A 22,840-nucleotide genomic window follows, 5' to 3' on the forward strand; every position below is an offset into this window, starting at 1 on the left:
CTTTCAAGATGTTGGACTCTCTGATTTATGGTTTAGCGGACAGTAATAATAAAAATTTCCGGTAATGATTGAAAAGATTTTAGAGGACGCATTGTTTGCGGCGATAGCGGCAATCGGATTCTCCGCTATCAGCAATCCGCCGCGCAGGGCATATCTGTTCTGCGCGCTGATCGCGGCGGTAGGCCATTCGTCACGCTACATGCTGATGAATCCCTCGCTTGCCGGAATCAACATAATAGCCGCCTCGGCGATAGCGTCGTTTATCGTAGGAACGATGGCGGTACTCCTGTCGCCGAGAGCCAAGGTGCCGGCCGAGACGTTCCTGTTTCCCTCGCTCCTGCCAATGATTCCCGGCATATATGCCTACAAGGCTTTCGGAGGCCTGGCCATGTGTGTGATCCACAACAGCGAGACAGATTATCTCCACTATTTCTACCTGTTCTCAACCAACGGGCTTATATGTATGTTCATAATCCTCGGCATGGTAATAGGTGGCACATTACCTACATTTATCTTCCGCCACGTCACATACCGCGCCACGAGATGACATAAAACGGAATATCCGTAAATTTGCACAACAATTCAATACAGCGTACATGGAACTGCGCCAACTACGATCGTTCATAAAACTGGCCGAGACACTTAACTTCTCCGAGGCTGCCAGGGAACTCTGCCTCACACAGAGCACCCTGTCACAACAGATAAAACAGCTTGAACAGGAATTCGACACCACGCTGTTCATCAGGAACAGCCACGGCGTGGCCCTCTCCGAAGCGGGCGTCGAACTGCTGCCTGTCGCACGCAAGACCGTGGGAGATGCCGAAACCTGCCGACAACGCATGCTTGATGTGGGCAACATGGCGATAGGCAATCTAAACATAGGCGTGACATACTCGTTCAGCCCCATACTCACCGAGACTATCTTCTCGTTCATGAGAAAATTCCCTGGCATAAAGCTAAATATATGCTACAAACCTATGGCGGAACTTATGGAGATGTTGCGTCACAGGGAGGTGGACTTCGTACTGGCGTTCAAGCCCACCCTGCCGATGCCCGACATAGAGTCGCACACGCTGTTCCAGAACAAGCTCTCCGCTATAGTAAACAGCTCGCATGCGCTGGCCGCGAAATCATCGGTAGGAATGGACGAACTGTCACGTCACGCCCTCGCATTGCCGTCGAAGGGATTGCAGGCGCGCAACACACTGGACCATCTTCTTGAGCACGACAGCCACGACCTTAAAATCCGCATAGAGCTTAACGACCCTCACATACTGCTCGACCTCATCCGCCGGAGCAACCTCGTCACGATACTTGCCGAAACGTCAGTTCACAATCAGCCCGGGATAAAAGCGGTGCCCATACAACTGCCCGACAACGAAATGACAGGTTGTGTCCACACCCTCGGCGGCTCCTACCACAAGAAATCCATGTGTGAGTTCGTAAAGATGCTCAGCGAGTCTGTCGCCGTAAAAGAACGGGCCAACGCGTGGCTGTGACCGCATCTCGACGTGGTGTCATGTCATTGGGTCAGTGTACGGGTCATCTCCACACCGGGAGCGATGGCAAGCGAGAGTGAAGTCTCGCGGTTAAGCGCGGTACTTCGATAATAGATGTGCAAAGGTCTGGCGCTTGGCCGTAGGCAGTCAATATAGGTGACTGCGCATACCGGCTCTGCCATGTGCAGGCCGTTGCCGGGAACTATGCGTTCCTCGACGGTGATGTCGCACCCCTTCACCGTAACGGCTATGCTCACCGCCCCGCGGTCGGTCAGCAATCCGCCGAAGCCGGTGCGGGAGAGCACTACGCGCATGTCGTCGAGGACTTCCATACGCAGTCCGGGGGCAGACTCATGGATGGATGCTTCATGACGGTCGACAGGATATATGTCGCAGGAATATAGATACGTCATCACTGGTGATGCGTCGCGCGGACGTATGACGGCGGCAAGGACAGCGGATGCCGCGATAAAGAGCATCACGCATATTTCAACCGGACCTATTGCTATCCAGAGTAAGGACATCGTTTTTGTTAAGTGGGCTATGTTTACATCGGCGGTGTGTCGACATTCGGTATACCGCCGTTTTTGTGTCTGCCACACCCTCCTAAGCCAAAGGTAATGATTTTGCCGGAACTAAATTATAAAAATGAGTGTTAAAATTATACTCATGACTTTTTAATTATTTAGGCATCATCATGCTTGCACATTTAATCCCCACACACTCCGTTGCCCGATGGCTCATATCGGTAGTAGATTCCATTCTAGAGACCACGGGCATAAAGCGCTCAAGCACACTCGAGGAGGTAATATACACTCTCGTGATTCTCGGTGTGGCCATACTTCTCGGATGGCTTGCGAGAAAAATCACCATATATATCGTCAACCAATGGATGAGCCACTATAAATCGCCGTTCATCGAGGATATGGTGAGGCTGAAAGTAGTGAGCCGCAGCAGCCATGTCATACCGCCACTGGTGTTTCTCGGGCTGGTGCCCTTCGCGTTCGAGACAGACCCGCACACGCTGGCACGTATTGAGGCGGTGGTGATAATATACTTCCTTATAGTGCTTGCCTGGTCGATATGCTCTTTGCTGGAGATAATATGGATGGCCTACAACCGGCATGACAACACCAAGAACCTCCCCCTCAAAGGCATACTCAACGTGGGTAAGGGACTTGTATGGATCGTAATCGCCATCGTGATTGTATCTATCATCCTAAACAAGTCGCCGCTGGCATTGCTTACCGGCCTTGGCGCGTTTGCGGCGGCCCTTATGCTCATATTCCGCGACTCGATACTCGGCTTCGTAGCCGGTATACAGCTTTCGACCAACGACATGCTGCACGTGGGCGACTGGATAGCCGTGCCAAAGACAATAGCCAACGGCATAGTGACCGACGTGTCGCTGACAGCGGTCAAGATACGCAACTGGGACAATACCACCGTCACCCTCCCACCCTATACGCTGGTGCAACAGGGATTCCAGAACTGGACACAGATGAAGAAGCGCGGACGCCGGCAGATTGAACGGTCGGTGTATATCGACGTAACATCGGTCGGGCCGGCCACACCGGAACTTATCGAGACATGCAAGAAGATGCCCTACATGGGGGATTACATAACCGAGATGCAGAAACTCGCCGCCGAGGGGAAAGCCACGGCTGTGGTCGGCGACACGATTCCGGTCAACGGCTCGCTCGACACCAACCTCGGGCTATTCCGTGCATATATCGGACTATACGTCACGCATCATCCATGGGTGGCCCAGGGAGGACCGCTGTGTATGGTGCGCCTGCTCGAACACACGGCACAAGGGATACCGCTACAGCTGTTCTGCTATCTCAACACGGTGGACTGGGTGAAATACGAGGGCATATCCAGCGACATATTCGAGCATATCATAGCCGCCGCGCCTGTGTTCGGACTCTCGGCCTACAGCTCACCTACGGGACGCGACGTGGTGAACATAGCCAATCCAAACCCGCAAGCGATGCCATATTATGGCAACCGCCCCCTGTCGATGCTCCCTTACGATCCAAAGACCAACTTCATGGTGCCGCCAAACACCTCGGACGACCCGGGCTATACTTTCTCTACGGTCACGGTATATCCCGACGATATTCCCAAGGCCACGGGAGCCGTACCGGTCATACCGGGCTTGGAAACCGTAGCTACACAGAACGCGGATGCCACGTCGTCACCTAAAGCGCCGGCGGGTGCATGAAAAAACAGAGGGTGTTCACAGATGCCCGTGTACCGCATCGCGCAGATACAGAGCCGACTCAGGTCCGATATTGAATATCAGGTCGAGTATTGAGAGGCCCGGAGTGAAACCGAACCTCGCTGCCCACAACTGATAATATGGCGGACATTCCTCAGGAATCTCCGCCGCGACGGCATCCGCAGGAATTTCGTCGACATCCTCTGCGAGCATATGGGTGGCGGGGTCTATCCCTATGGCTTGCAGGCAGAAGCGGTGTATGCCCATGTCGAGGTCGACGAGACGCTCCACCGACCCGGAGAACCATGGCCGGAGGTCGTCGGCGTAGTATTCAAAGAAAGGCGTACGTCCGTATGCCGCCTCCAGCGCGCCCCAATGCACGAGCCACCAGTCGCCGTGACGGCTGGTCAGCACGTCGGCTATGCGGGTGGAGTGCCATTCCTGCGGCTTCTGCAAGGGGACGGTGAGACGTTGCAGTCCGTTCGGGCCTTCGATGGTGCAGCGGTGGATATGCTTCTCGCGCTTGTTGTATCTACCCGAGGCGTCGATTACCACACGGGGGTACGCAGCCATGGCTGCATACGAAGCCACGCTCCCGCAGAACGAGGGGAGAATGACCCCCGTCCGGCCGGGGAAACGAACGAGCGGCGATGATGACGGGATATTGCTCACTTGTCGGGATTGGCGGTACGGAATATCCTGTCCCAACGGATCTTGCCGTTGAATAGACCCTTGTCCTTGTCAAACGAGACGAGCACGCGCCACGGCTTACCGACGATGTGGTCCTCGGGCACAAATCCCCAGAAACGCGAGTCGGAGGAGTTGTCGCGGTTGTCGCCCATCATGAAATAGTAGTCCATCCCGAATGTGTAGGTGTCGGCAGGTTTCCCGTCGATATACACTATGTTATCCTTCAGATAGGCGTCGTGATGCCCCTCGTAGTTGCGGATCACGCGCTCATATACCGGCCATGTCGATGCGTCGAGCCTGATGGTCGCCCCTTTCTTTGGAATCCATATCTCGCCGTAGTCGCTCACGGTCCAGCCGTGGTCGATACCCTCTGGGAAGAGGCGTACGGGATAGGCCGGGGCCTTGATCACGCATGCCAGCGCCGGATTGGCCTTGAGCTTCGAGAGCATCTCCTGAGTCAGCGGTGACACGTAGATTGGGGGTACTGTGCCGTCGGGTGCGATATAGAACCCGTTTAGCTCCACGGCCTCCATGTCGGCGGGGGTCAGTGTCATGGTGTATCGGTCCTCGGCGCTTACCCCGAGGTCGTCCCACTCCTTTTCAGTCAGTCCGCCGTTGCGGAACTGATAGAGGTAGTTGTGCTGCACATACTTGGGGGCCTCGATTACCTCACCGTTGATATATATGGTGTCGGCGACAATCTTGAGGCGGTCGCCTGGAAGCCCGACGGCGCGCTTCACATAATTCTGACGGCGGTCGACAGGCACGTGGATCACATCACCGAACATCTGCTTGTTGGCCTTGACATTGTTGCGCCCGTACTGCTGCACCAGGTCGTAGTAGGTGCGCGGATCTTCCATGAACTTCGTGGCCACGGTGTCGCCCTTGGGGAAGTTGAACACCACTATGTCGCCGCGCTCCACCTGCCCCAGCCCCTTCAACCGGCGGTATTTCCACGATGGCCACTCGGTGTAGCTCTTGGTGTCGATTATAGGCATGCGGTTCTGCACGAGCGGGAAGTGGACGGGGGTCATCGGCACACGCGGGCCATAGGCCATCTTGTTGACCCACAGATAGTCGCCTACGAGAAGCGTCTTTTCGAGCGACGAGGAGGGTATGGCATAGTTCTGCCCTACGAAGGTGAAGATGAAGTAGACGAGGATAAGGGCGTAGATGATTGCATCGACCCAACTCATCACCGTGCGCACGGTGGCCGACTTGCTCTTCTTCCACCAGGTGAACGGGATGAATCCGGTGATATATATGTCAAACAACAGCGGGAGGAATATCAGCACCCACCAGCTGCCGAGCCATGCCACCCAGGCGATGAATATGAGAGCTACGACGGTGAAACGTATCCAGCGCGATGTGCGCGTGGCGCGTATGCGTTCGCGGAGCCGGTCGCGCACCGAACGCCCTGCGGTTGTATTTTTATCGGCCATTGTTATCGATAAGGCTTTTTAAGTAACCCGTAGGGGTATAATTACTTATGTTTTACTTTACTGAACTGATTTAAACTTATTGCAAATTAACATTCAGAGGCTGTTTGCGAGGCGATTTTGAGCTTTTCGAGGGAGCGATGGGGTTCCATCGTGACCAAGAAAAGAGAAGAAATCGGCCGGAAACAGGCCTGAAGGTTAACGATAAGGCTTACATCAGTTCGGGATTTAACATTTTGCAATAAGTTTAAATCAGTTCACTATGTCGAGTAGTGCCGGGGATGCTATAAGCGAGTGCATCATCTCGTCCATAGTGAGCCAGCCGTGGCGACCCTTTGTCCACTCGGCGGCCACTACCGCACCGAGGGCAAAACCCTCGCGCGACTTGGCCCGGTGCTCTATGGTGATGGTGTCGACCGGACTGTCCCAACGTATGATGTGGGTACCGGGCACCTCACCTTCGCGGCGATGCTCTATCAGCATCTCACCTTCGCCCGACATGGCTGCGTCCTCCGTCCACCCCTTGACGCGGCTGTCAGACGCGATGATTCCCTCGGCCAGGGTGATGGCGGTGCCGCTCGGATGGTCGAGCTTATAGATGTGGTGTATCTCCTCCATCGAGGGCGTGTACTGCGGGAAGCCCTCCATGATGGCGGCGAGATACTTGTTGACGGCAAAGAATATGTTGACACCGAGCGAGAAGTTGGATGTCCAGAACAGCGTACCCTCGCCGTTGTCGCACAGAGCCTTGATCTCCGGCATCTGCGCCCCCCACCCCGTGGTGCCCGACACGACGGGCACGCCACGTTCGAAGGCACGGCGATAGTTGGCCACGGCGGTCGACGGCGTGGTGAACTCTATGGCCACGTCCGACGAGGCGAACTCGGGGGAGTCGAAATCCTCCTGGTTGTCGGCATCGATGCGGCACGTCACCTCATGCCTGCGCTCCAAAGCTATCCTCTCTATGGCACGGCCCATCTTGCCGTAGCCTATAAGTGCGATCTTCATCTTATTTTCTTCTTTACATGTAATGTCGATTCCTTTCCCTATCCGTTTTAACACATCTATCATGCCACTTCAAGGGAACATAGGAAATCCTCACAAAAATACTCAAATCCCCCAGCATATGCAAATCCCTGTAAAATATGGCAAATCACCACATCTTTCCTCCTCCGGTCAGTTATGGCCGGTGCGGAGGTGGTCGTGGCGGTGGAGGTCGCGGGCGGTCTTTTTGGCGATGTTGCGGGCGAAGGCGTCGGTTAGGTCGACGCCGGTCTGGTTGGCTATGGCGGAGACTACCCAAAGCACGTCGGCGAGTTCGTCGGCGAGCGCGTCGGGATTCTCACCGGACTTGAACGACTGGTCGCCGTAGCGCCGGGCCATTATGCGGGCCACCTCCCCGACCTCCTCGGTGAGCACGGCCATGTTGGTAAGTGGCGAGAAATAGCGTACGCCTATGCCGGTGATCCAGCTGTCCACCTGCCTCTGCACATCGCGCAGTGTCACGTCGGACGCTTCTCCGTGCGACATGCCGCACGCCATGCCCACGTCCTCGGCATGCGTGGCGAGTGAAGGATTATCCATGGGATTATCGCAGTTCATTCCTTTAGTCTTGAATCGATTATTATCGTCACAGGGCCGTCGTTGACGAGGGCCACCTGCATGTCGGCGCCGAACACTCCGCGCCGGGTAGGACGTCCGAGCAGACGTGAGGTTTCATCGCAGTAAAGCTCATAGAGCGGCACGGCAAGGTCATGGCCGGCGGCGCGTATGTAGCTCGGACGATTCCCCTTGCGCGTGGAGGCAGTGAGCGTGAACTGGCTGACAGCCAGCAGTTCGCCTCCGGCATCGATTACCGAGCGATTCATCACGCCTTCGCCGTCGTTGAATATGCGCAACGAGGCGGTCTTGGCCGCGAGCCAAAGGGCGTCGTCGGTGGTATCGTCTTTTTCCACACCTACAAGCACCATCAGCCCCGGGCCGATGGAGGAGTGCACGTCACCTCCGATGGAGACCGACGCACCGGTCACACGCTGTATTACAATTCTCATAAGAGTCGGTTGTTCAATTGTTTAAATGAAATATCCCACGTACCGCCCCGGCATCCTCCTGAAGCTGGCGGCGCAGGGCGTCAAGCGACGGGAATTTGCGCTCAGGGCGCATGTAGCGCAGAAAATCCACATCGACTGTCGAGCCGTAGATGTCACCGGAGAAGTCAAGTATATGGGCCTCGATGGATACGGGGGCATTCGGGGAGTCGACGCTCGGACGATGGCCGATGTTGAGCATGGCCGGATGGACCGACCCGTCCGGCAGAGTCACCGAGGCCGCATACACACCTTTTGCAGGAATCAGGCACTCGGGGTCGAGCGGCAATATGTTGGCCGTAGGGAAACCGATGGTTCGTCCCAGCTCTTTCCCGTGCACCACGCGCCCCCTTATTCGATAAGGTGCACCAAGCACCTGTGCGGCCTCCTCGGGACGCGCCTGTTGCAGGAAGGCGCGTGCCTGCGAAGAGCATATCCTCGGACAGCCGTCCGACGTAAGCTCCTGCGCCCCCACTACTTCGACGCCAGTCTCGCGGCCTATGGCACGATATGCATCGAGTCCGCACGGGCGGTCGTGGCCGAACGCGTTGTTGAAGCCCATCAGCAGCGCGTCGACCGCATAGTCGCGATGAAGCATCACCATGAACTCCCGGGCCGACATCATGCGCAGGCGATCATTGAAGGGGAGCATAACCACATCCTCCACGCCTGCCGACATTATGGCATCGGCACGTTGCCGGACCGACATGAGCATCGGGGGCGCCTCTCCTGGAGAAATCGCCCTGCGTGGATGCGTGGCGAAAGTGACTACCGTCGGGGCGAGGCCGCGCATGCGGGCATCCGCCACGAGCTGCGACAGCAGCGCGCGGTGGCCGCGATGCACGCCGTCGAAAGTGCCTATGGTGGCCATTCTGCGTCGCGTATGATCGTATGGTACTGTTATCAGCATCTGTGTGAAACGCAGTGCGGGTGTGTCATCAATTTGTCATGACACACCCGCGCGGTGGTACGGTTGCTATGTTTTGATTATTCGCCGGCCTGGTACTTGGCGCGGGCGATGTACTTGTCGATATCCAGACGGTAGGCGTTGCCGTAGGCGGGATATTTGTTTTTTATTGTCTCAAGCACCTTGAGTTCACCCTTGTAATCCTTCTGCTCGCGGAGCACGGTAGCCTTCTTGAGCATGAAGAGCGGAGTGTAGAGGGCGTTGTCGTCGCTCTGCGAAATGGCATTGTCATAAGCCTTGAGGGCTTCGGGATATTTCTGCATGTTCACGTAGCAGTCGCCTTCGAGCGAGTATGCTGCGGCGCCCACGATAGCCTCCTTGGCGTCATAATCCTTGAGGCGGTCGATGGCCTGCTGGTATTCACCCTTCTGGTAGAGGAGCGTGGCAGCCATGAGGGTGGCGCGGTTGCCGCCGTCGTAGCCATATTCGTCGGCCACCTGCTGGTACTGCGCGAGAGCCAGCGAATCGTTGCCCTGCGTAAGGGTCAGGTCGGCCTGCCCGACAGCCTCGTCGGCGGACTTGACACCGGGATTGCGCACGGCGAAAATATATATCAGCACGATTACGGCGATTGCCGACAGGGCGATCATGCCCCACATGATGTATTTCTGACCGAGGGTCACCTTGTCTTTCAGTTCCTGATTGTCGCGGTTTACCTCGTCAAGCGCTGTGGGTTGGGGAGTGTTTTGGTCTTTTTCAGCCATTTTATTTCAATTTTTTATTGTTCTCGGATTCCTGGCATTGGATTGCCCGCAGACTACGCCGAGGCGGCATAACCGCCACACAAAAAGCCTCCAAGCCATACTATCGTGCAAAGATAACTCAAAATCCCATTCCCCGCAAATACCTGCAAATTTTTATCAAGACAAAAGTAGAGAGTAAAAGCCATCTGCCGATGACGAGATAAGCTATCGTACAGGAATAGAGTCCTCAGCAATAACGACTGTCTGAGAAGGTTCCTTAAGCGACTCTATGATTTCCAAGACATTCTCCGATATTGATTTTTCCGAAGTAGAGCCGAGAAACACAAAGAGTGCGGCAATAAGAGAAAACACAAAAGCCCCAATCACGCTATATATGACGGAACTCCACCATTTGGGTTGTTCATCATGCACTATTTCACGTAAGTCATTACGATAATCCCTCAGCATTGCATCCTCAAACCTGTCAATCTCTTCGCGAGCGGCAGCCATGGTCATCTTTTGCAATAATGTGGCGGCACTATCACGATATTGTTTAAGCTGTGTAGGGGCACATGAGGCATGAATAAAAGCCATACAGTCGGATACGGAAGGTTCTTGTCCCGCATTAGCGGCCTTGAAAGATTCTATGAACTCAATCTTATGTTTCTTATAAAGGCCATACGCAATAAGTCCTATCAAATCGTTTTCATCGATGACAAGATCTTGGTATATGAAATTATATTTCTTATCCATTAGGACGTAATTGCTTCATCGCATTGTTGGCCGCATCAAGAATCTTCTGGGTAGGAACATACAAGGTACGCGTACCATTGGCGGTACGACACCGTATAGTAGCCGTCGTTCCATCGGAAGAAAATGAACGGAACTGGCGATTGATGAGTCGTGTATTTGCTTTCTGAATACTTTGTACCGAGATGGTTCTATTCATATTCACTACGGAAAATAAGAGTTACCGGACGTAAAATTACAACGTCTTATCTGTATAACAAAATTTTATGTTATTTATTTCATTATATTGGGACGTAATCCACCTAATGCGGGATATGGAGATCAGTCGCCGCAGGAGTCGAGGCCGAGCTGCACATGCTCGTCTCCGGCATCGTCGCGGAAGGAACAGTGGTCGGGGAGCAGTTCCAGACGGTAGACTTTCGAAGGAATGCCGTCATACACATAGTCGGCGACAAACCGGAAGCCGCACTTCAGGGCCACCCGCTGAGAAGCGATGTTGCGTGAATCCGTAGTAATCAAAAGCCCGTCAAGGCCAAGCAGGTCACGGCAGTACCCGATCAATGCATGCAGCGCCTCGGTAGCCAGACCGTGCCCCCAATAAGGACGGCCTATCCAGTAGCCCGCTTCACGCTCACTGGACGCCGCAGGATAATGCCCTTCACCCTCCGGCACCAATCCTATGCACCCTACAGGCTCCCCGGTCTCCTTCAGCACGACGGCAAACGAGCACGCATTGGGGATAAATATATCAGCAATCACCGCTCGGCTCATATCCACCGACGTATGCCTCGGCCACAGGGCAAGCTCGCTGACCCTCGCGTCGGAGGCATACTTGAACAAAGCCCCGGCATCGTCCTTTCGCCAAGGCCGCAATATCAGGCGGTCGGTCTCAATCATCTCACTATAATATTTTTATATCAGGGTTAATTTCAAGCAGGCGCTCCATGAAGGCATCCCGGTTCTTTGGCGATATCTCTATCGGGGCGGAGCTTTTCAGAATCCTCCTGTCGGAAAAGCGTATGGCCACACGCCGCACCGAGAGCGCAGCCGAGCTGAGTATGCTCGTCACCTTCCGCATGTCGGAAATCTTGTCGATGGGAAACCAATGCCAGCGCCACAGCATCCTCACACCAAGCTCATCACCGCGTATGGCATACTTTATCGATGCGAAAAGTGCAATCTCCATCACACCGAAAATCGTGCCCAGACATATGCCGAGCAGGCAATCGTCGTCACCAATAAGCGGAATGACACACACGGCCACCGTGAATACCACGGTAGCCCATACCCACCAGTCGACCTTCGATCTGAAATATGTCGTAGTCCTGTCCATGCAGCCATCGGTTATATGTCACTCCGGGAGGGTGACACGGAAGAAACCGTCGGGATGCTCACGATGTTCACGGAGCACCACCTTTTTCAGCTCCTCCACTATATCAGGATGCGCGGCGGCCACGTCATGATCTTCATGCAGGTCGTTGGCGAGGTCATACAGGCGGCACTTCCCATGGTCCACCACCAGCTTCCAGTCGCCCCGGCGCACACCGATCATGTCCGTCTCGTGAAACTCCCAATAGAGGGCGTCGTGGCTCTCCTGTACGCCTTCTCCCGTGAGAGTCGGATAGACCGATATACCGTCGAAGCAGTCATCGGCATTATCCTTGTCGCGGTAACGGTCGGCATATCCAGCTATTCCGGCGATGTCGCAGAATGTAGGCATCAGGTCGTAGAACGCCATCTGATGGTCGCTCGTCTGCCCGGGAGCAATGCGTGCGGGCCATCGCACGATAAAAGGAACCCGGATTCCACCCTCGTGGACCGAGCGCTTCAACCCGCGCAAAAGTCCGTCGCGGTTGAAAAAGTCGGGATCGGCGCCACCCTCCTCGTGAGGCCCGTTGTCCGACGTGAATATGACCACCGTATTGTCGGCCAACCCTTTCCTGTCGAGCAATGCCATAATCTCACCGACCTGCGCGTCAAGCCGGGTAATCATTGCGGCGAACTGCGCATGCCCGTGATTCGTAGGATTATACCGGCTCCCCTCATCGCCGCCGTAGCGCCTCTCCTCTACCTCAGGGAAGCGCTTCATATATCTCTCCAGTATGGAGTCCTGCGGCTGGCGCAGTTCGGCGTGCGGCAGCGTGTAGGTGAATATGCCGAGGAACGGATTTCCCGGATCCTGGCTATCCAGCCACTTCATCGCCTCGCCATGGATAAGGTCGGCGGAATACTGCGGCCTCCCGGCATATCCCGGCCCGAACATCGGATAGCGGATATTATCCTCAAGCACCACGCGTACTGTGGCCGTGTCGCCGGCGCTCCGGCTGTAGCGGTTGAGGAAATTCGGATAATACAGATGCGCCTGGAACTGGCATATATAGCCGTAGTATTCGTCGATGCCACGCTTGTCGGGTGTCGACTCGCTCCCCTCGTAGCCTCCGGCCCACTTGCCGAACATCCCCGTGCGGTAACCGTTATCCTTCAATATCTCCGGTATGATGGCATGGTCGCGCAGATACGGTTCCTGCCCCACGCGCGAATAATCGTCGTTTACTCCGTATCTCACCATGGGCACGTCGCGCCAATACTCCTTGTTGCCGCGCACATGGGTGTGTCCCGTATGCTGCCCGGTCATGAACGTGGCGCGCGACGGAGCCGATACCGGCGACCCGGCATAGGCCTGGGTGAAGAGCATCCCCTGCCGGGCCAGACTGTCGATGTTGGGCGTGGTTATCAACCGCTGCCCGTAGCAGCCGAGGTCACCGTAACCCATGTCGTCACACATTATATATAGTATATTCGGGCGGTCATCTTTCCCGTCCTTGTGCACCTCTTGCGCCCGCACTCCCTGCGACAGCGCCGTGAGCATCCCCAACCCTGCTATCATAAAACATTTCCTGTTTTCCATGAAGTCAAAGATATGTCTTTTTTTCATACTCGACAAATTATATTCTCATTACACCAGATAATTATATAATTTTGTATCAGACAATCTTACCAACATCCATACATATCATGAACAAAGCTATTTTTACGGCACTGGGGGTAGCGGCGATCGCTGCCGGATGCAACACACCGGCGCCCGTGGTCAAGTCGCCCGACGGCCATATCGAGGTGAGCCTAATCCACACCGGCGCCACCCTGGCCTACGAAGTCAATGTAGACGGACGGCAGCTTATCGCACCCTCGCGGCTCGGATTCGTGGCCGACGGACTCGTGCCCGCTCCTGACGCACGCATGTCGCTCGCCTTTGCCGAGGCCGACACCGTATGGCATCAGCCATGGGGAGAAAACAAGGAGATCCGCGACCGTTACAAGGAGATGGCGATGACCCTCACCGATGACTCTCTCGTGTTCACCGTGCGTGTCCGCGCGTTCGACGACGGCATGGCCTTGCGCTACGAATGGGAAGCCTCCGGACGCGACTCCGTGACGGTGATGGACGAGCTGACACAGTTCGCCTTCGCCGAAAGCGCCACATCATGGTCGATACCCGCCGACTTCGATTCCTACGAGAAGGAGTACCGCACTCTACCGATCGACAGCGTGAGTGACGCCAACACACCATTCACGTTCATGACCGACTCCACGCGCCTATTCGGGTCGATACACGAAGCCGCACTCTACGACTTCCCCGAGATGACCCTCCGCGTCGACTCCTCCATGCCGCGCGCCCTCCGCGCGGCCCTCGCCCCTATGCCATCCGGCGTCAAGGCCGTGGTTTCCGCGAGATTCGCCACGCCATGGCGCACGATACAAATCGGACGCAAGGCGGTCGACCTCATCAACTCTGCCATGATACTCAACCTCAACGAACCCTGCAAGATAACAGACCTGTCATGGATAAAGCCGCAGAAATATGTAGGCGTGTGGTGGGGCATGCACCTCGGCACCCAAACATGGACGATGGGGCCTCGCCACGGGGCAACCACCACCAACGCCATCCGCTGTATCGACTTCGCCCGCGACAACAACCTCCAGGGGGTGCTCTTCGAGGGGTGGAACGAAGGATGGGAAAATTGGGGCGGAAACCAACATTTCGACTATATAAAGGCATACGCCGACTTCGACATCGACTCCATAGCCCGCTACGCACAGGCCAACGGCATCGAACTATGGGCACACAACGAGACCGGAGGCAACATACCCGAGTATGAGGCCGTGCTCGACAGCGCCTTCGCCTACTATCAGTCGCTCGGCATACATACCGTAAAGACCGGATATGCCGGAGGCTTCAAAGGCGGCTACTACCACCACTCGCAGTATGGCGTGCGCCACTACCAGAAGGTGGTCGAGACCGCCGCTCGCCATCAGCTCATGGTCGATGCACACGAACCGATAAAGGAGACCGGCATACGCCGTACATGGCCCAACATGATGACGCGCGAAGGTGCGCGCGGCATGGAGTGGAACGCCTGGTCGGCAGGCAACACGGCCGACTACCTGTGCACCCTCCCGTTCGTCCGTATGCTGTCAGGCCCGATGGACTATACGCCCGGCATATTCGACATAAACTACCGCCGGGCGAAGGCCGACAAGGGACGCCTGGAATGGAACGGCCCTAACGCCGACTGCTGCATAAAGACCACCATAGCGCGCCAGATCGCCAACTGGGTCATCATCTATTCGCCGCTACAGATGGCCTCCGACCTCATCGAGAACTACGAGGGGCATCCCGGCTTCCAGTTCTTCCGCGACTTCGACGCCGACTGCGACTGGTCGGAAGCGCTCGCGGGTGAAATCGGACGCTACATAGTGATGGCACGCCGAGCCGATGACCGCTACTTCCTCGGCGCAGGCACCGACAGCTCTGCCCGCGAGCTCGACGTAGCGCTGTCGTTCCTCGATCCCGACACGACCTACACAGCCACCGTATATGCCGATGACACGGAGAGCGCCGACCCGGAGAAGCTGTTGATCTCCACATGCGAGGTAACCTCTGCCGACACCCTCACCATAAGTATGGCACCGGCAGGCGGACAGGCAGTGACCTTCATACCGATTTCCCGCCGATAAATACACGCACGGAGCACACAGAGAGCACAGAGAACCGGACGATATAATCATCGGAATTCTCTGTGCTCTCTGTGTGCTCCGTGCGTTATTATAGGTCAGAGCGCCACGTCGATAAGATTGGGGTAATGGTCGGTGAGCTTCACCGTGAAGAAATCCTGAAGGCAGTCGAAGCGCTTCACCTCTGTGCTCCCGGCATTGTGGATGAAGCAATGGTCGATGGCTCCCGCGCGGCGGTCAGCACCCTTGCGGTTGCTCTTGCGTGTGCCGGGAGTGCGCGGAGCGCATTCGTGATGCCCGTTGTCGGTGTTGCCATATACCGTAGCCGCCACATAGCAAGGCACATACCCGCCGGTGATGAATTGCTGCATAGGCACGGAATCCTCCTCGCAGTTCATATCGCCGGTGACAAACACCGGGCAATCGTATTTCCGCTCGATGATCTCGGCCTCGGCCATCATCAGGCGCACCTGCGAGGCCCTGGCCTGGGTGCTCCCCGGCTGCATCCTGTCGCTCTTCCACCACAGGTGGGTGTTGATTACGGCAAACACCTTTCCGGTCGATTTCTGGCGGAACACGGCTGAAGTGAACGACTTCGAGCCATGGTTGCTCCAGCGCGAGGGTGTATAGAGGTTGTAGTTCACGTCGAGCAGGTCAAGGGAGTCGGTGTTGTAAAATATGGGGGTATTGTTCCACGCTCCGTCCTTTGAGTCGCAGGCGTTACGGTAGCCGTACTTCTCTATCAGAGGATAGAACTCGGCATCCATGTGGCGCGAATACTCCTGAAGCGTCACCACTTCAGGCATATAGCCTCTCACAAGCTGCGCGAACTCCGGCGCACGCGAGGCATCGCGACAGTCAAGGCCGGCCTGCGCCCATTCGTCGGGTATGGTGTCGAGCGAGTAGTCCCAGATGTTGTCATCGAGAATGCGCAGCGTCACGCCTTCGCCGCGCGGGAACAGGAACTCACCCTCGACACTTCCACGCGCCTTGAACGGTGCCACATTTTCACCGCTCTTCAACTTTTCGACCAGTATGCCGGCTGCGCGGTCCATGGCCCAGCCGCTCCCTCCGCCTACTACTGCGTTGCCTTTGGCGGCATCCACAGAGTAATCGAACGTGGGCATGCCCGAGGGCTTCTCGATGCGTATCGACGCGCCTTTCCTGAATTCATCGCTGCTCTTCACCGGAAGGACTACACCTACGGCTTCGCGCACCTCTGCCTGAAGGGCGTTGGCGCGGTCAATCCCCTCGTCGGAGTCAGCCTGCGCCCGGTAGACTATCGTGTACTTCTCCAAAGGAGTGTTTGCTAACTTGCACGGGGAGGCGCCCCATGCTGCCTGAGCGCCGAGCAGCGCGCCGAGACAGATGGCAGATACATGTTTCATATTGCAAAGAAATGTTTCATAATGATACAACGCCGGTTTCATTATATTATTTCGTACACCACCGCCATTTGTCCCGGAAATCAATGCCAGATATCTTGCTGCACAAGGTGTTTCATTTGGTGGGCGTTACAGGACGTATCGAACCGTCGGGGTTGAACTCCATCTTGTCGATGCACACTTCGCGGTGGATTCCCGGCTTTTTGTCCTTTTCAATATAGTTCTCGTTGATTCGGTGGTAGACGATGCGCCACTCGTCGGTACCGGGGATATTTATGACGGAGTTGTGGGCCGTTCCGTAGATTTTCTTATGTGGATTCTGCACGAGTATATTGCACGGTTCGGCCACCTTTATCTTGCCGAGCGGAGAGTCGGACGTACCGTAGGCCACGTGGTAATTGGGTGAACCGGTGTCATCGACCGACCACATGAAATAGTACTTTCCGTCGCGGTAAAATACATATGGCGCCTCGCGGAAAGCATAGGTGTCGAGTGTTCCGCCTTCCGGTGTCATCACGGTGACGGTCTCCTCCTTGATCGAGGTCATGTCATCATTCAGCTCAGCCCCGGCCATGTATCCGTTGCCCCAGTAGAGGTAATATTTCCCCGACTGCGGGTCTTGGAACACATCAACATCAATCTGCTGCCCACGTCCCACGGGCGACTTGTCGACAATGGGCCGGTCGAGGGCATAGAACGGCCCTGCCGGATCGTCGGCCACGGCCACACCGATAGCCTTGCGGTTGCTCTGCGGCTCATGTCCGCTGAAATAGAAGTAATATTTGTAGCCGTCACCCTCTTTACGTTCGATAATCGCCGGCGCCCATGCGTTTCCCGTGGCCCAGGGCACTTGGGATCCTTTGAGGTCGAGCATTATGCCTTCGTCGGTCCAGTCGGCGAGATTGGGCGAAGAATAGACTGTGAAATAATGTCCTCCCCATCCGGGAGTGCCGTCAGTGGTGGAGTAGATGTAATATTTGCCCGTCTTTTCCGAATAAAGTATCTCGGGATCGGCATGGAATCCGGGGAGCACCGGATTATGCTTGTTGTCGAGCGTGGAGTAGAGCGTGCTCGTGCCGGCGGAGGATGGCGCTATTTTCCTTATGGAGCCGTCCTCGTTATAGTAAAGCGGTTCCACTATCACGGAGCGGCTTCCGCTTCCACCGCCGAGACCTCCGATATGGGAGAAGAAATAATCTTTACCCTTGAAGTTGACGATGGCGGGATGTGTGGTGTTGCTGTTGCCGGCCACCTCCGATATGACGCCCATGTATTGCCACGGGCCATTGATGCTGTTGCTCATGGCGTAGGCGATCTTTTCGGGCCATTGCGCGGCATATGTGAGATAGTATATTCCATCGCGCTCGTGCACCCACGGGGCTTCGGTGAAGTCGGGGAGATTGATGGAGTGTATCTCGCCGTCAATTTCTACCATATTGTCCTTTAGCTTGGCATAGTAGCAGAAACGGTTGCCCCAGAAGAGGTAGGCCTGACCGTCCCTGTCGATGAACACCGAAGGGTCGATGCACACCCAGCTGTGGGAGGCTCCGGAGCAGTCGTCTTTCGTCAGGAGCGGCTTGCCGATTGCATCCTTGAAAGGGCCTTTCGGCGAGTCGCTGACCGCAACTCCTATGCCCGAGCCGTTGGTGGATATGTAGTAGTAATATCTTCCATCCTTTTCTATCGGCTGTGCGGCAAAGGCGGCTTTTGAGCGGTCCCATTTCTCGAACTCCTTCACGTAGAGCGGCACGGGATGTTCCGTCCAATGCTGCATGTCGGTCGTGGAGAACACGCACCAGTTCGGCATATGGTAGCCCGGTTTGTTGCCCGGCTCGTCGGTGCCGGTGTACAGCCATAGCGTGTCGCCGACTACCATGGTGGCCGGGTCGGCGGTGTGTTTGTGGCGGATCAGCGGATTGCCCTGGTTTATGAAGTCATATGTGGCATTCTCGCCTTGCATGACATCAGGTGCCGGCTCTTCAGCTGATGCGATGAGCGGAAGCGCCGCCACCGCAGATAATATTGACAGATGTTTCATTAGTGTTTATGGTCGGGCCGAATGCCCGGGGATAATAATAGTATTATTGGAGGTTGTTTTTAAACCAACTCTTACACAGATAACTGATGGCATGATAGGATGACGGAGTGCCGAACATATCAACGGCACTCCGCCATAAAGTGTGTTTCCGTCATAAGGTGTTAGGGAGTTGCGTGAGTCCCGACGGATCAGGCTTTCACTTCTACGGCAAGAGATTCGATGGGTAGCCCCTTGACATATGTGTCGATATAGGCGTTGAATCCCTCTACCTCTTCTGGGAGCGGTGCGATCTCCGACCCTTTGTCGCCGGCGAAAACCTTGGTGTCGAGATACTCGCGCAGCGACAGGGCATCTGTCTTGTTGAGCATGTATGCGGCCAGAAGGGCTATCCCCCACGCGCCGCCTTCGCCTGCAGTTTCCATGACAGAGATTGGAGAGTCGAGGGCGGCGGCCAGCACGCGCTGCCCCACGCCTTTGGTCTTGAATAATCCGCCGTGGCCCGTCATACGGTCGACTGTCACTTTTTCCTTATCGAACAGTATGTCGTTGCCGATCTTCAATACCGCTACCGATGCGTAGAGCTGCGAGCGGAAGAAGTTGGCCAGCGAGAAGCGGTCGTTGGGTGAGCGCACGAACATTGGCCGGCCTTCGGCAAGTCTCACCACCGGCTCGCCCGACACGAAGTTGTAGGCGAGCAGGCTGCCGCAGTCCGGATCGCCTTTCATGGCGTTGTTGTAGAGAAGGCCGTAGAGAAGGCCTATGTCGACCTTAAGACCCATCAGCTCCTGGAACTCGGCAAACAGACGCACCCAGTCATTGAGGTCGGAGGTGCAGTTGTTGCAATGCACCATGGCCACGGGATCGCCTACGGGTGTGGTTACTATGTCAATCTCCTCATAGGGGCGCGAGAGGTCTTTCTCAAGGACAATCATCGAGAAAGATGAGGTGCCGGCCGATACATTACCCGTGCGAGGTGCAACGGCATTTGTCGCCACCATCCCGGTACCCGCATCACCCTCGGGCGGGCAGAAGGGTATTCCCGGTTCGAGGCTTCCCGTCACGTCGAGCAGACGTGCGCCCTCGACGGTAAGATGTCCGGCTACCTCTCCGGCCAACAGGATGCCGGGAAAGATGTCAAGCACTTTCTTGCCGAAGCCTTCCGATGCGGTGAGCCTGTCGAATTTCTCCGCCATAGGGAGCGAATAGCCCTTTGTAGCCGTGTCTATGGGCATCATCCCGGATGCGTCTCCGATACCAAGCACTTTCCTGCCGGTAAGTTTCCAGTGGATATAGCCCGCGAGGGTGGTCATGAAGTCGATATGCGCCACATGTTCCTCGCCGTCGAGGATAGCCTGGTACAGATGGGATATGCTCCAGCGGAGGGGAATATTGAAGTCAAACAGTTTGCTCAGCTTCTCGGCGGCACGTGCGGTGTTGGTATTGCGCCATGTCCGGAAAGGTACGAGTATCGTGCCTTTCTTGTCGAATGCCATGTAGCCGTGCATCATGGCGCTGACGCCTATTGCGGCAAGACGGCGTATGTCGACCGTCAGTCCGTAGAGTGAGTGCACATTGTCCTGAAGATCGGCGTAGCTATGCTGCAGCCCGTTCCATATGTCATCGATGCTGTAGGTCCATATGCCGTTTTCCAGATGGTTCTCCCATTGGTGCGAGCCTTGGGCTATAGGGCGGTTCTGCCCGTCGATAAGCACCGACTTGATTCGGGTGGAGCCAAGCTCGATTCCGAGCACGGCTCTACCTTCCTCAATTACTTTTTTCGCTTCTATATCCATGATTACAGATAGAAAGAGCGGTTAAGGGCGTAGTAGACCTCGCCTATGCGAAGTTTCTCCTTGAAGTTCTCGATGGTGGTGTCCTTTCCGATATGCAGCATCTCGATTCCGGCAATCTCGGCATAGTCCTCCCAGTATTCAGCCGTAAGATCGTAGGAGAAGCATGAATGATGTGTGCCTCCGGCGAGGATCCAGGCTGTAGCGCCGGTCTCGAAGTCAGGCATGGGAATCCAAAGGGCGGAGGCGACGGGGAGCTTCGGCAGAGGTTTGGACTTTATGCACTCCACATCGTTGACGATGAGGCGGAAGCGGTTGCCCATGTCGACTACAGTGGCAGTTATGCCCTTCTGTGGCTTGCTGGTGAACACCAGGCGCGCCGTGAGGGTCTTGCGTATGCCGATGCCGAGGAAATGCACCTCAAGGCGCGGACGCTCCTCGGCGATGAGCGGGCACACCTCAAGCATATGGGCCTGCAGTATGGAACTTTGTTTGCCCTGGAAATTGAGTGTATAGTCCTCAAGGAACGAGCATCCCCCGGTCATACCCTGGTTCATCACCCACACGGAGCGATACAAGGCTGCCGACTTCCAATCGCCTTCGGCGCCGAATCCGTATCCCTCGGCCATGAGACGCTGGGAGGCAAGTCCGGGAATCTGGTCGAATCCGCGGCCGGTCTTTTCCACATTGACATCGCCGAGATCGTCGAAGTTGGTAGTGAACCCTTTCGCCCCTTTGTCCTTCAGCACGGCGCGCAGGGTCAGCTCGGCCTTGGCCGAATTCCATACCTTGCGGTAGGCTTCGGTCGATTTGTCCTCAAGGGCGGCATCGTGGGCATATTCCTTGAAGTACACATCTACGAGCGCATCCACATCCTCATCCTTTATGGCGTCGAAATATGGCATCAGCGAGCTGAAAGGCATATAATCGACATGGTAGCCCATGCGTATCTCGGCCTCCACCTTGTCGCCGTCGGTCACGGCCACATTGTTCATCTGATCGCCGAAACGCAGGATGAGCATGTCCTGTGCGTCGGCCCATGCAGCTGCCACGCGCTGCCATACCGCGATATGACGCTGGGTGGCCTCATCCTTCCAGTAGCCGGTCACCACTTTTCTCTTGACGCGCATGCGTGCGCAGATATGACCGAACTCACGGTCGCCGTGGGCACTCTGGTTGAGGTTCATGAAGTCCATGTCCATGGTGTCCCAGGGTATCTCGGCGTTGTATTGGGTGTGGAGGTGCAGGAGCGGCTTGCGCAACTGCTGCAGGCCGTGGATCCACATCTTCGCGGGAGAGAAAGTGTGCATCCATGTGATTATGCCGATACAGCGCGAATCGTTGTTGGCGGCCTTCATCACATCCTCCACCTCTTTCGAGGAGTTGGCGGTGCCTTTATACACCACCTTTACCGGGAGGTTTCCCGAGTTGTTGAGACCCTCGACCATCTCTTTGGAATGTGCGTCGACAGCCACCACGGCATCGCCGCCGTATAGTAATTGGGCACCGGTCACCCACCATACTTCAAGATTATCAAATCCATTCATGTCAATATTGTTTTTAGTGTCAAATGTTAGATGTTATTTTTTCTGTCCGTAATATGCACCGGGGCCATGCTTGCGGTTGAAATGCTTCTCTACCAGGAGAGGATTCATGGTGAGCAAGGGGTTGACTCCGTATGCGATATAGGCCATCTTGGCTACCTGTTCCATTACAACCGCATTGTGGACGGCATAGGCCGGAGTCTTTCCCCAGGCAAACGGGCCATGGTTCTTCACAAGCACACCGGGAGTGTGCACCGGGTTGATACCATTGAATCGGGTTACAATCACATTGCCTGTCTCCAGCTCGTAGTCGCCGTTGACTTCCTCAGCCGTCATGTCGGCGGTACAGGGGATTGCGTCGTGGAAATAGTCGGCATGCGTGGTGCCGATGTTAGGTATGTCACGCCCGGCCTGTGCCCACGCCGTGGCATACGTGGAATGGGTGTGCACCACACCTCCGATTTCCGGGAATGCACGGTATAGCACAAGATGGGTAGGGGTGTCGGATGACGGGCGCATGTCACCTTCCACCACTTTGCCGGTGAGGAGGTCGACCACCACCATATCGGCGGCTTTCATGGTGTCGTAGTCCACCCCGCTCGGTTTTATCACTACAAGGTTCTTTTCACGGTCGATACCGGAGACGTTGCCCCATGTGAAAATAACCAGACCGTGCTTCACAAGGTCGAGGTTGGCACGGTAAACCTTTTCTTTTAATTCTTCAAGCATGA

At 55.8% G+C, this 22,840-nt stretch carries 21 protein-coding genes; 4 read left to right on the plus strand and 17 right to left on the minus strand.

Annotated elements, in window-relative coordinates; translation table 11 throughout:
* Positions 1–64: 64 nt before the first annotated feature.
* A complete protein-coding gene (locus QZ303_RS07755; RefSeq protein ID WP_295731368.1) occupies positions 65–547 on the plus strand; it encodes a threonine/serine exporter family protein in 483 nt (160 codons plus the stop codon).
* A 49-nt stretch (positions 548–596) separates the two neighbouring features.
* Positions 597–1,499: a LysR family transcriptional regulator gene (locus tag QZ303_RS07760; RefSeq protein WP_295731370.1), complete on the plus strand. Its 903-nt coding sequence runs from the start codon at positions 597–599 to the stop codon at positions 1,497–1,499.
* A 23-nt stretch (positions 1,500–1,522) separates the two neighbouring features.
* On the opposite strand, the gene QZ303_RS07765 is transcribed toward QZ303_RS07760, so the two are convergent.
* On the minus strand, positions 1,523–2,023 hold the full coding sequence (locus tag QZ303_RS07765) for a hypothetical protein (RefSeq protein ID WP_295731372.1): 501 nt from the start codon (positions 2,021–2,023) through the stop codon (positions 1,523–1,525).
* A 173-nt stretch (positions 2,024–2,196) separates the two neighbouring features.
* Between QZ303_RS07765 and QZ303_RS07770 the strand changes: the two genes are divergently transcribed.
* Entirely contained in the window at positions 2,197–3,726 is a 1,530-nt protein-coding gene (locus tag QZ303_RS07770) for a mechanosensitive ion channel domain-containing protein (RefSeq protein ID WP_295731375.1), read from the plus strand.
* Between the two features lie 15 nt (positions 3,727–3,741).
* Here the strand turns inward: QZ303_RS07770 and QZ303_RS07775 are convergent, their stop codons facing one another.
* The 11 genes from QZ303_RS07775 to QZ303_RS07825 form a co-directional block, all read right to left on the minus strand.
* Positions 3,742–4,395 carry a WbqC family protein gene (locus tag QZ303_RS07775; RefSeq protein WP_295731378.1) on the minus strand — a complete coding sequence of 218 codons (654 nt, stop codon included), beginning with the start codon at positions 4,393–4,395 and terminating at the stop codon, positions 3,742–3,744.
* Positions 4,392–5,855 (minus strand): signal peptidase I, encoded by a 1,464-nt coding sequence (gene lepB, locus QZ303_RS07780; RefSeq protein ID WP_295731380.1) that lies wholly within the window; start codon positions 5,853–5,855, stop codon positions 4,392–4,394. Before lepB ends, QZ303_RS07775 begins: the two co-directional genes overlap by 4 nt.
* A gap of 249 nt (positions 5,856–6,104) precedes the next feature.
* Positions 6,105–6,860 (minus strand): dihydrodipicolinate reductase C-terminal domain-containing protein, encoded by a 756-nt coding sequence (locus tag QZ303_RS07785; RefSeq protein WP_295731382.1) that lies wholly within the window; start codon positions 6,858–6,860, stop codon positions 6,105–6,107.
* Positions 6,861–7,028: 168 nt separating this feature from the next.
* Positions 7,029–7,358: a nucleotide pyrophosphohydrolase gene (locus QZ303_RS07790; RefSeq protein ID WP_295731417.1), complete on the minus strand. Its 330-nt coding sequence runs from the start codon at positions 7,356–7,358 to the stop codon at positions 7,029–7,031.
* Positions 7,359–7,450: 92 nt separating this feature from the next.
* Positions 7,451–7,903, minus strand: a complete 453-nt coding sequence (gene dtd, locus QZ303_RS07795) for a D-aminoacyl-tRNA deacylase (protein WP_295731384.1) — start codon at positions 7,901–7,903, stop codon at positions 7,451–7,453.
* Positions 7,904–7,916: 13 nt separating this feature from the next.
* The gene (gene ribF, locus QZ303_RS07800) at positions 7,917–8,810 is read right to left on the minus strand and encodes a riboflavin biosynthesis protein RibF (RefSeq protein WP_295731387.1); all 894 of its coding nucleotides are present in this window, start codon (positions 8,808–8,810) and stop codon (positions 7,917–7,919) included.
* A 116-nt stretch (positions 8,811–8,926) separates the two neighbouring features.
* Entirely contained in the window at positions 8,927–9,610 is a 684-nt protein-coding gene (locus QZ303_RS07805) for a tetratricopeptide repeat protein (RefSeq protein ID WP_295731389.1), read from the minus strand.
* A gap of 204 nt (positions 9,611–9,814) precedes the next feature.
* On the minus strand, positions 9,815–10,342 hold the full coding sequence (locus QZ303_RS07810; RefSeq protein ID WP_295731391.1) for a hypothetical protein: 528 nt from the start codon (positions 10,340–10,342) through the stop codon (positions 9,815–9,817).
* A gap of 318 nt (positions 10,343–10,660) precedes the next feature.
* Positions 10,661–11,236: a GNAT family N-acetyltransferase gene (locus QZ303_RS07815; RefSeq protein WP_295731393.1), complete on the minus strand. Its 576-nt coding sequence runs from the start codon at positions 11,234–11,236 to the stop codon at positions 10,661–10,663.
* A 4-nt stretch (positions 11,237–11,240) separates the two neighbouring features.
* Complete coding sequence (locus QZ303_RS07820; protein WP_295731395.1) at positions 11,241–11,672, minus strand: PH domain-containing protein; 432 nt, start codon at positions 11,670–11,672, stop codon at positions 11,241–11,243.
* An 18-nt stretch (positions 11,673–11,690) separates the two neighbouring features.
* Positions 11,691–13,208, minus strand: a complete 1,518-nt coding sequence (locus QZ303_RS07825; protein ID WP_295731419.1) for an arylsulfatase — start codon at positions 13,206–13,208, stop codon at positions 11,691–11,693.
* A 146-nt stretch (positions 13,209–13,354) separates the two neighbouring features.
* Here QZ303_RS07825 and QZ303_RS07830 point away from each other — a divergent pair, with 146 nt between their 5' ends.
* Complete coding sequence (locus QZ303_RS07830; protein ID WP_295731398.1) at positions 13,355–15,355, plus strand: glycoside hydrolase family 97 protein; 2,001 nt, start codon at positions 13,355–13,357, stop codon at positions 15,353–15,355.
* Between the two features lie 95 nt (positions 15,356–15,450).
* Here QZ303_RS07830 and QZ303_RS07835 read toward each other — a convergent pair whose 3' ends face one another.
* The 5 genes from QZ303_RS07835 to QZ303_RS07855 all read right to left on the minus strand — a co-directional run bounded on the left by QZ303_RS07835 (position 15,451) and on the right by QZ303_RS07855 (position 22,838).
* Positions 15,451–16,740 (minus strand): endonuclease/exonuclease/phosphatase family protein, encoded by a 1,290-nt coding sequence (locus QZ303_RS07835; RefSeq protein WP_295731400.1) that lies wholly within the window; start codon positions 16,738–16,740, stop codon positions 15,451–15,453.
* Between the two features lie 112 nt (positions 16,741–16,852).
* A complete protein-coding gene (locus tag QZ303_RS07840; protein ID WP_295731402.1) occupies positions 16,853–18,775 on the minus strand; it encodes a family 43 glycosylhydrolase in 1,923 nt (640 codons plus the stop codon).
* A 188-nt stretch (positions 18,776–18,963) separates the two neighbouring features.
* Entirely contained in the window at positions 18,964–20,568 is a 1,605-nt protein-coding gene (locus QZ303_RS07845; RefSeq protein ID WP_295731404.1) for a xylulokinase, read from the minus strand.
* A gap of 2 nt (positions 20,569–20,570) precedes the next feature.
* The gene (gene araA, locus QZ303_RS07850) at positions 20,571–22,112 is read right to left on the minus strand and encodes an L-arabinose isomerase (protein ID WP_295731406.1); all 1,542 of its coding nucleotides are present in this window, start codon (positions 22,110–22,112) and stop codon (positions 20,571–20,573) included.
* Between the two features lie 33 nt (positions 22,113–22,145).
* Positions 22,146–22,838: an L-ribulose-5-phosphate 4-epimerase gene (locus QZ303_RS07855; protein ID WP_295731408.1), complete on the minus strand. Its 693-nt coding sequence runs from the start codon at positions 22,836–22,838 to the stop codon at positions 22,146–22,148.
* Between the last annotated feature and the right edge of the window lie 2 nt (positions 22,839–22,840).

Source organism: uncultured Muribaculum sp., from assembly GCF_910583865.1.
Classification (GTDB): Bacteria; Bacteroidota; Bacteroidia; order Bacteroidales; family Muribaculaceae; genus Muribaculum.

Excerpts from the sequence above, each read along its gene's own strand:
- QZ303_RS07770 (WP_295731375.1), top strand. The coding sequence starts at position 2,197 with ATGCTTGCACATTTAATCCCCACACACTCCGTTGCCCGATGGCTCATA.
- QZ303_RS07820 (WP_295731395.1), bottom strand. The coding sequence starts at position 11,672 with ATGGACAGGACTACGACATATTTCAGATCGAAGGTCGACTGGTGGGTA.
- ribF (WP_295731387.1), bottom strand. The coding sequence starts at position 8,810 with ATGGCCACCATAGGCACTTTCGACGGCGTGCATCGCGGCCACCGCGCG.
- QZ303_RS07840 (WP_295731402.1), bottom strand. The coding sequence starts at position 18,775 with ATGAAACATCTGTCAATATTATCTGCGGTGGCGGCGCTTCCGCTCATC.
- QZ303_RS07810 (WP_295731391.1), bottom strand. The coding sequence starts at position 10,342 with ATGGATAAGAAATATAATTTCATATACCAAGATCTTGTCATCGATGAA.
- QZ303_RS07755 (WP_295731368.1), top strand. The coding sequence starts at position 65 with ATGATTGAAAAGATTTTAGAGGACGCATTGTTTGCGGCGATAGCGGCA.
- QZ303_RS07805 (WP_295731389.1), bottom strand. The coding sequence starts at position 9,610 with ATGGCTGAAAAAGACCAAAACACTCCCCAACCCACAGCGCTTGACGAG.
- QZ303_RS07815 (WP_295731393.1), bottom strand. The coding sequence starts at position 11,236 with ATGATTGAGACCGACCGCCTGATATTGCGGCCTTGGCGAAAGGACGAT.
- lepB (WP_295731380.1), bottom strand. The coding sequence starts at position 5,855 with ATGGCCGATAAAAATACAACCGCAGGGCGTTCGGTGCGCGACCGGCTC.
- QZ303_RS07785 (WP_295731382.1), bottom strand. The coding sequence starts at position 6,860 with ATGAAGATCGCACTTATAGGCTACGGCAAGATGGGCCGTGCCATAGAG.
- QZ303_RS07845 (WP_295731404.1), bottom strand. The coding sequence starts at position 20,568 with ATGGATATAGAAGCGAAAAAAGTAATTGAGGAAGGTAGAGCCGTGCTC.
- QZ303_RS07830 (WP_295731398.1), top strand. The coding sequence starts at position 13,355 with ATGAACAAAGCTATTTTTACGGCACTGGGGGTAGCGGCGATCGCTGCC.
- QZ303_RS07855 (WP_295731408.1), bottom strand. The coding sequence starts at position 22,838 with ATGCTTGAAGAATTAAAAGAAAAGGTTTACCGTGCCAACCTCGACCTT.
- QZ303_RS07825 (WP_295731419.1), bottom strand. The coding sequence starts at position 13,208 with ATGCTCACGGCGCTGTCGCAGGGAGTGCGGGCGCAAGAGGTGCACAAG.
- QZ303_RS07760 (WP_295731370.1), top strand. The coding sequence starts at position 597 with ATGGAACTGCGCCAACTACGATCGTTCATAAAACTGGCCGAGACACTT.
- dtd (WP_295731384.1), bottom strand. The coding sequence starts at position 7,903 with ATGAGAATTGTAATACAGCGTGTGACCGGTGCGTCGGTCTCCATCGGA.
- araA (WP_295731406.1), bottom strand. The coding sequence starts at position 22,112 with ATGAATGGATTTGATAATCTTGAAGTATGGTGGGTGACCGGTGCCCAA.
- QZ303_RS07765 (WP_295731372.1), bottom strand. The coding sequence starts at position 2,023 with ATGTCCTTACTCTGGATAGCAATAGGTCCGGTTGAAATATGCGTGATG.
- QZ303_RS07835 (WP_295731400.1), bottom strand. The coding sequence starts at position 16,740 with ATGAAACATGTATCTGCCATCTGTCTCGGCGCGCTGCTCGGCGCTCAG.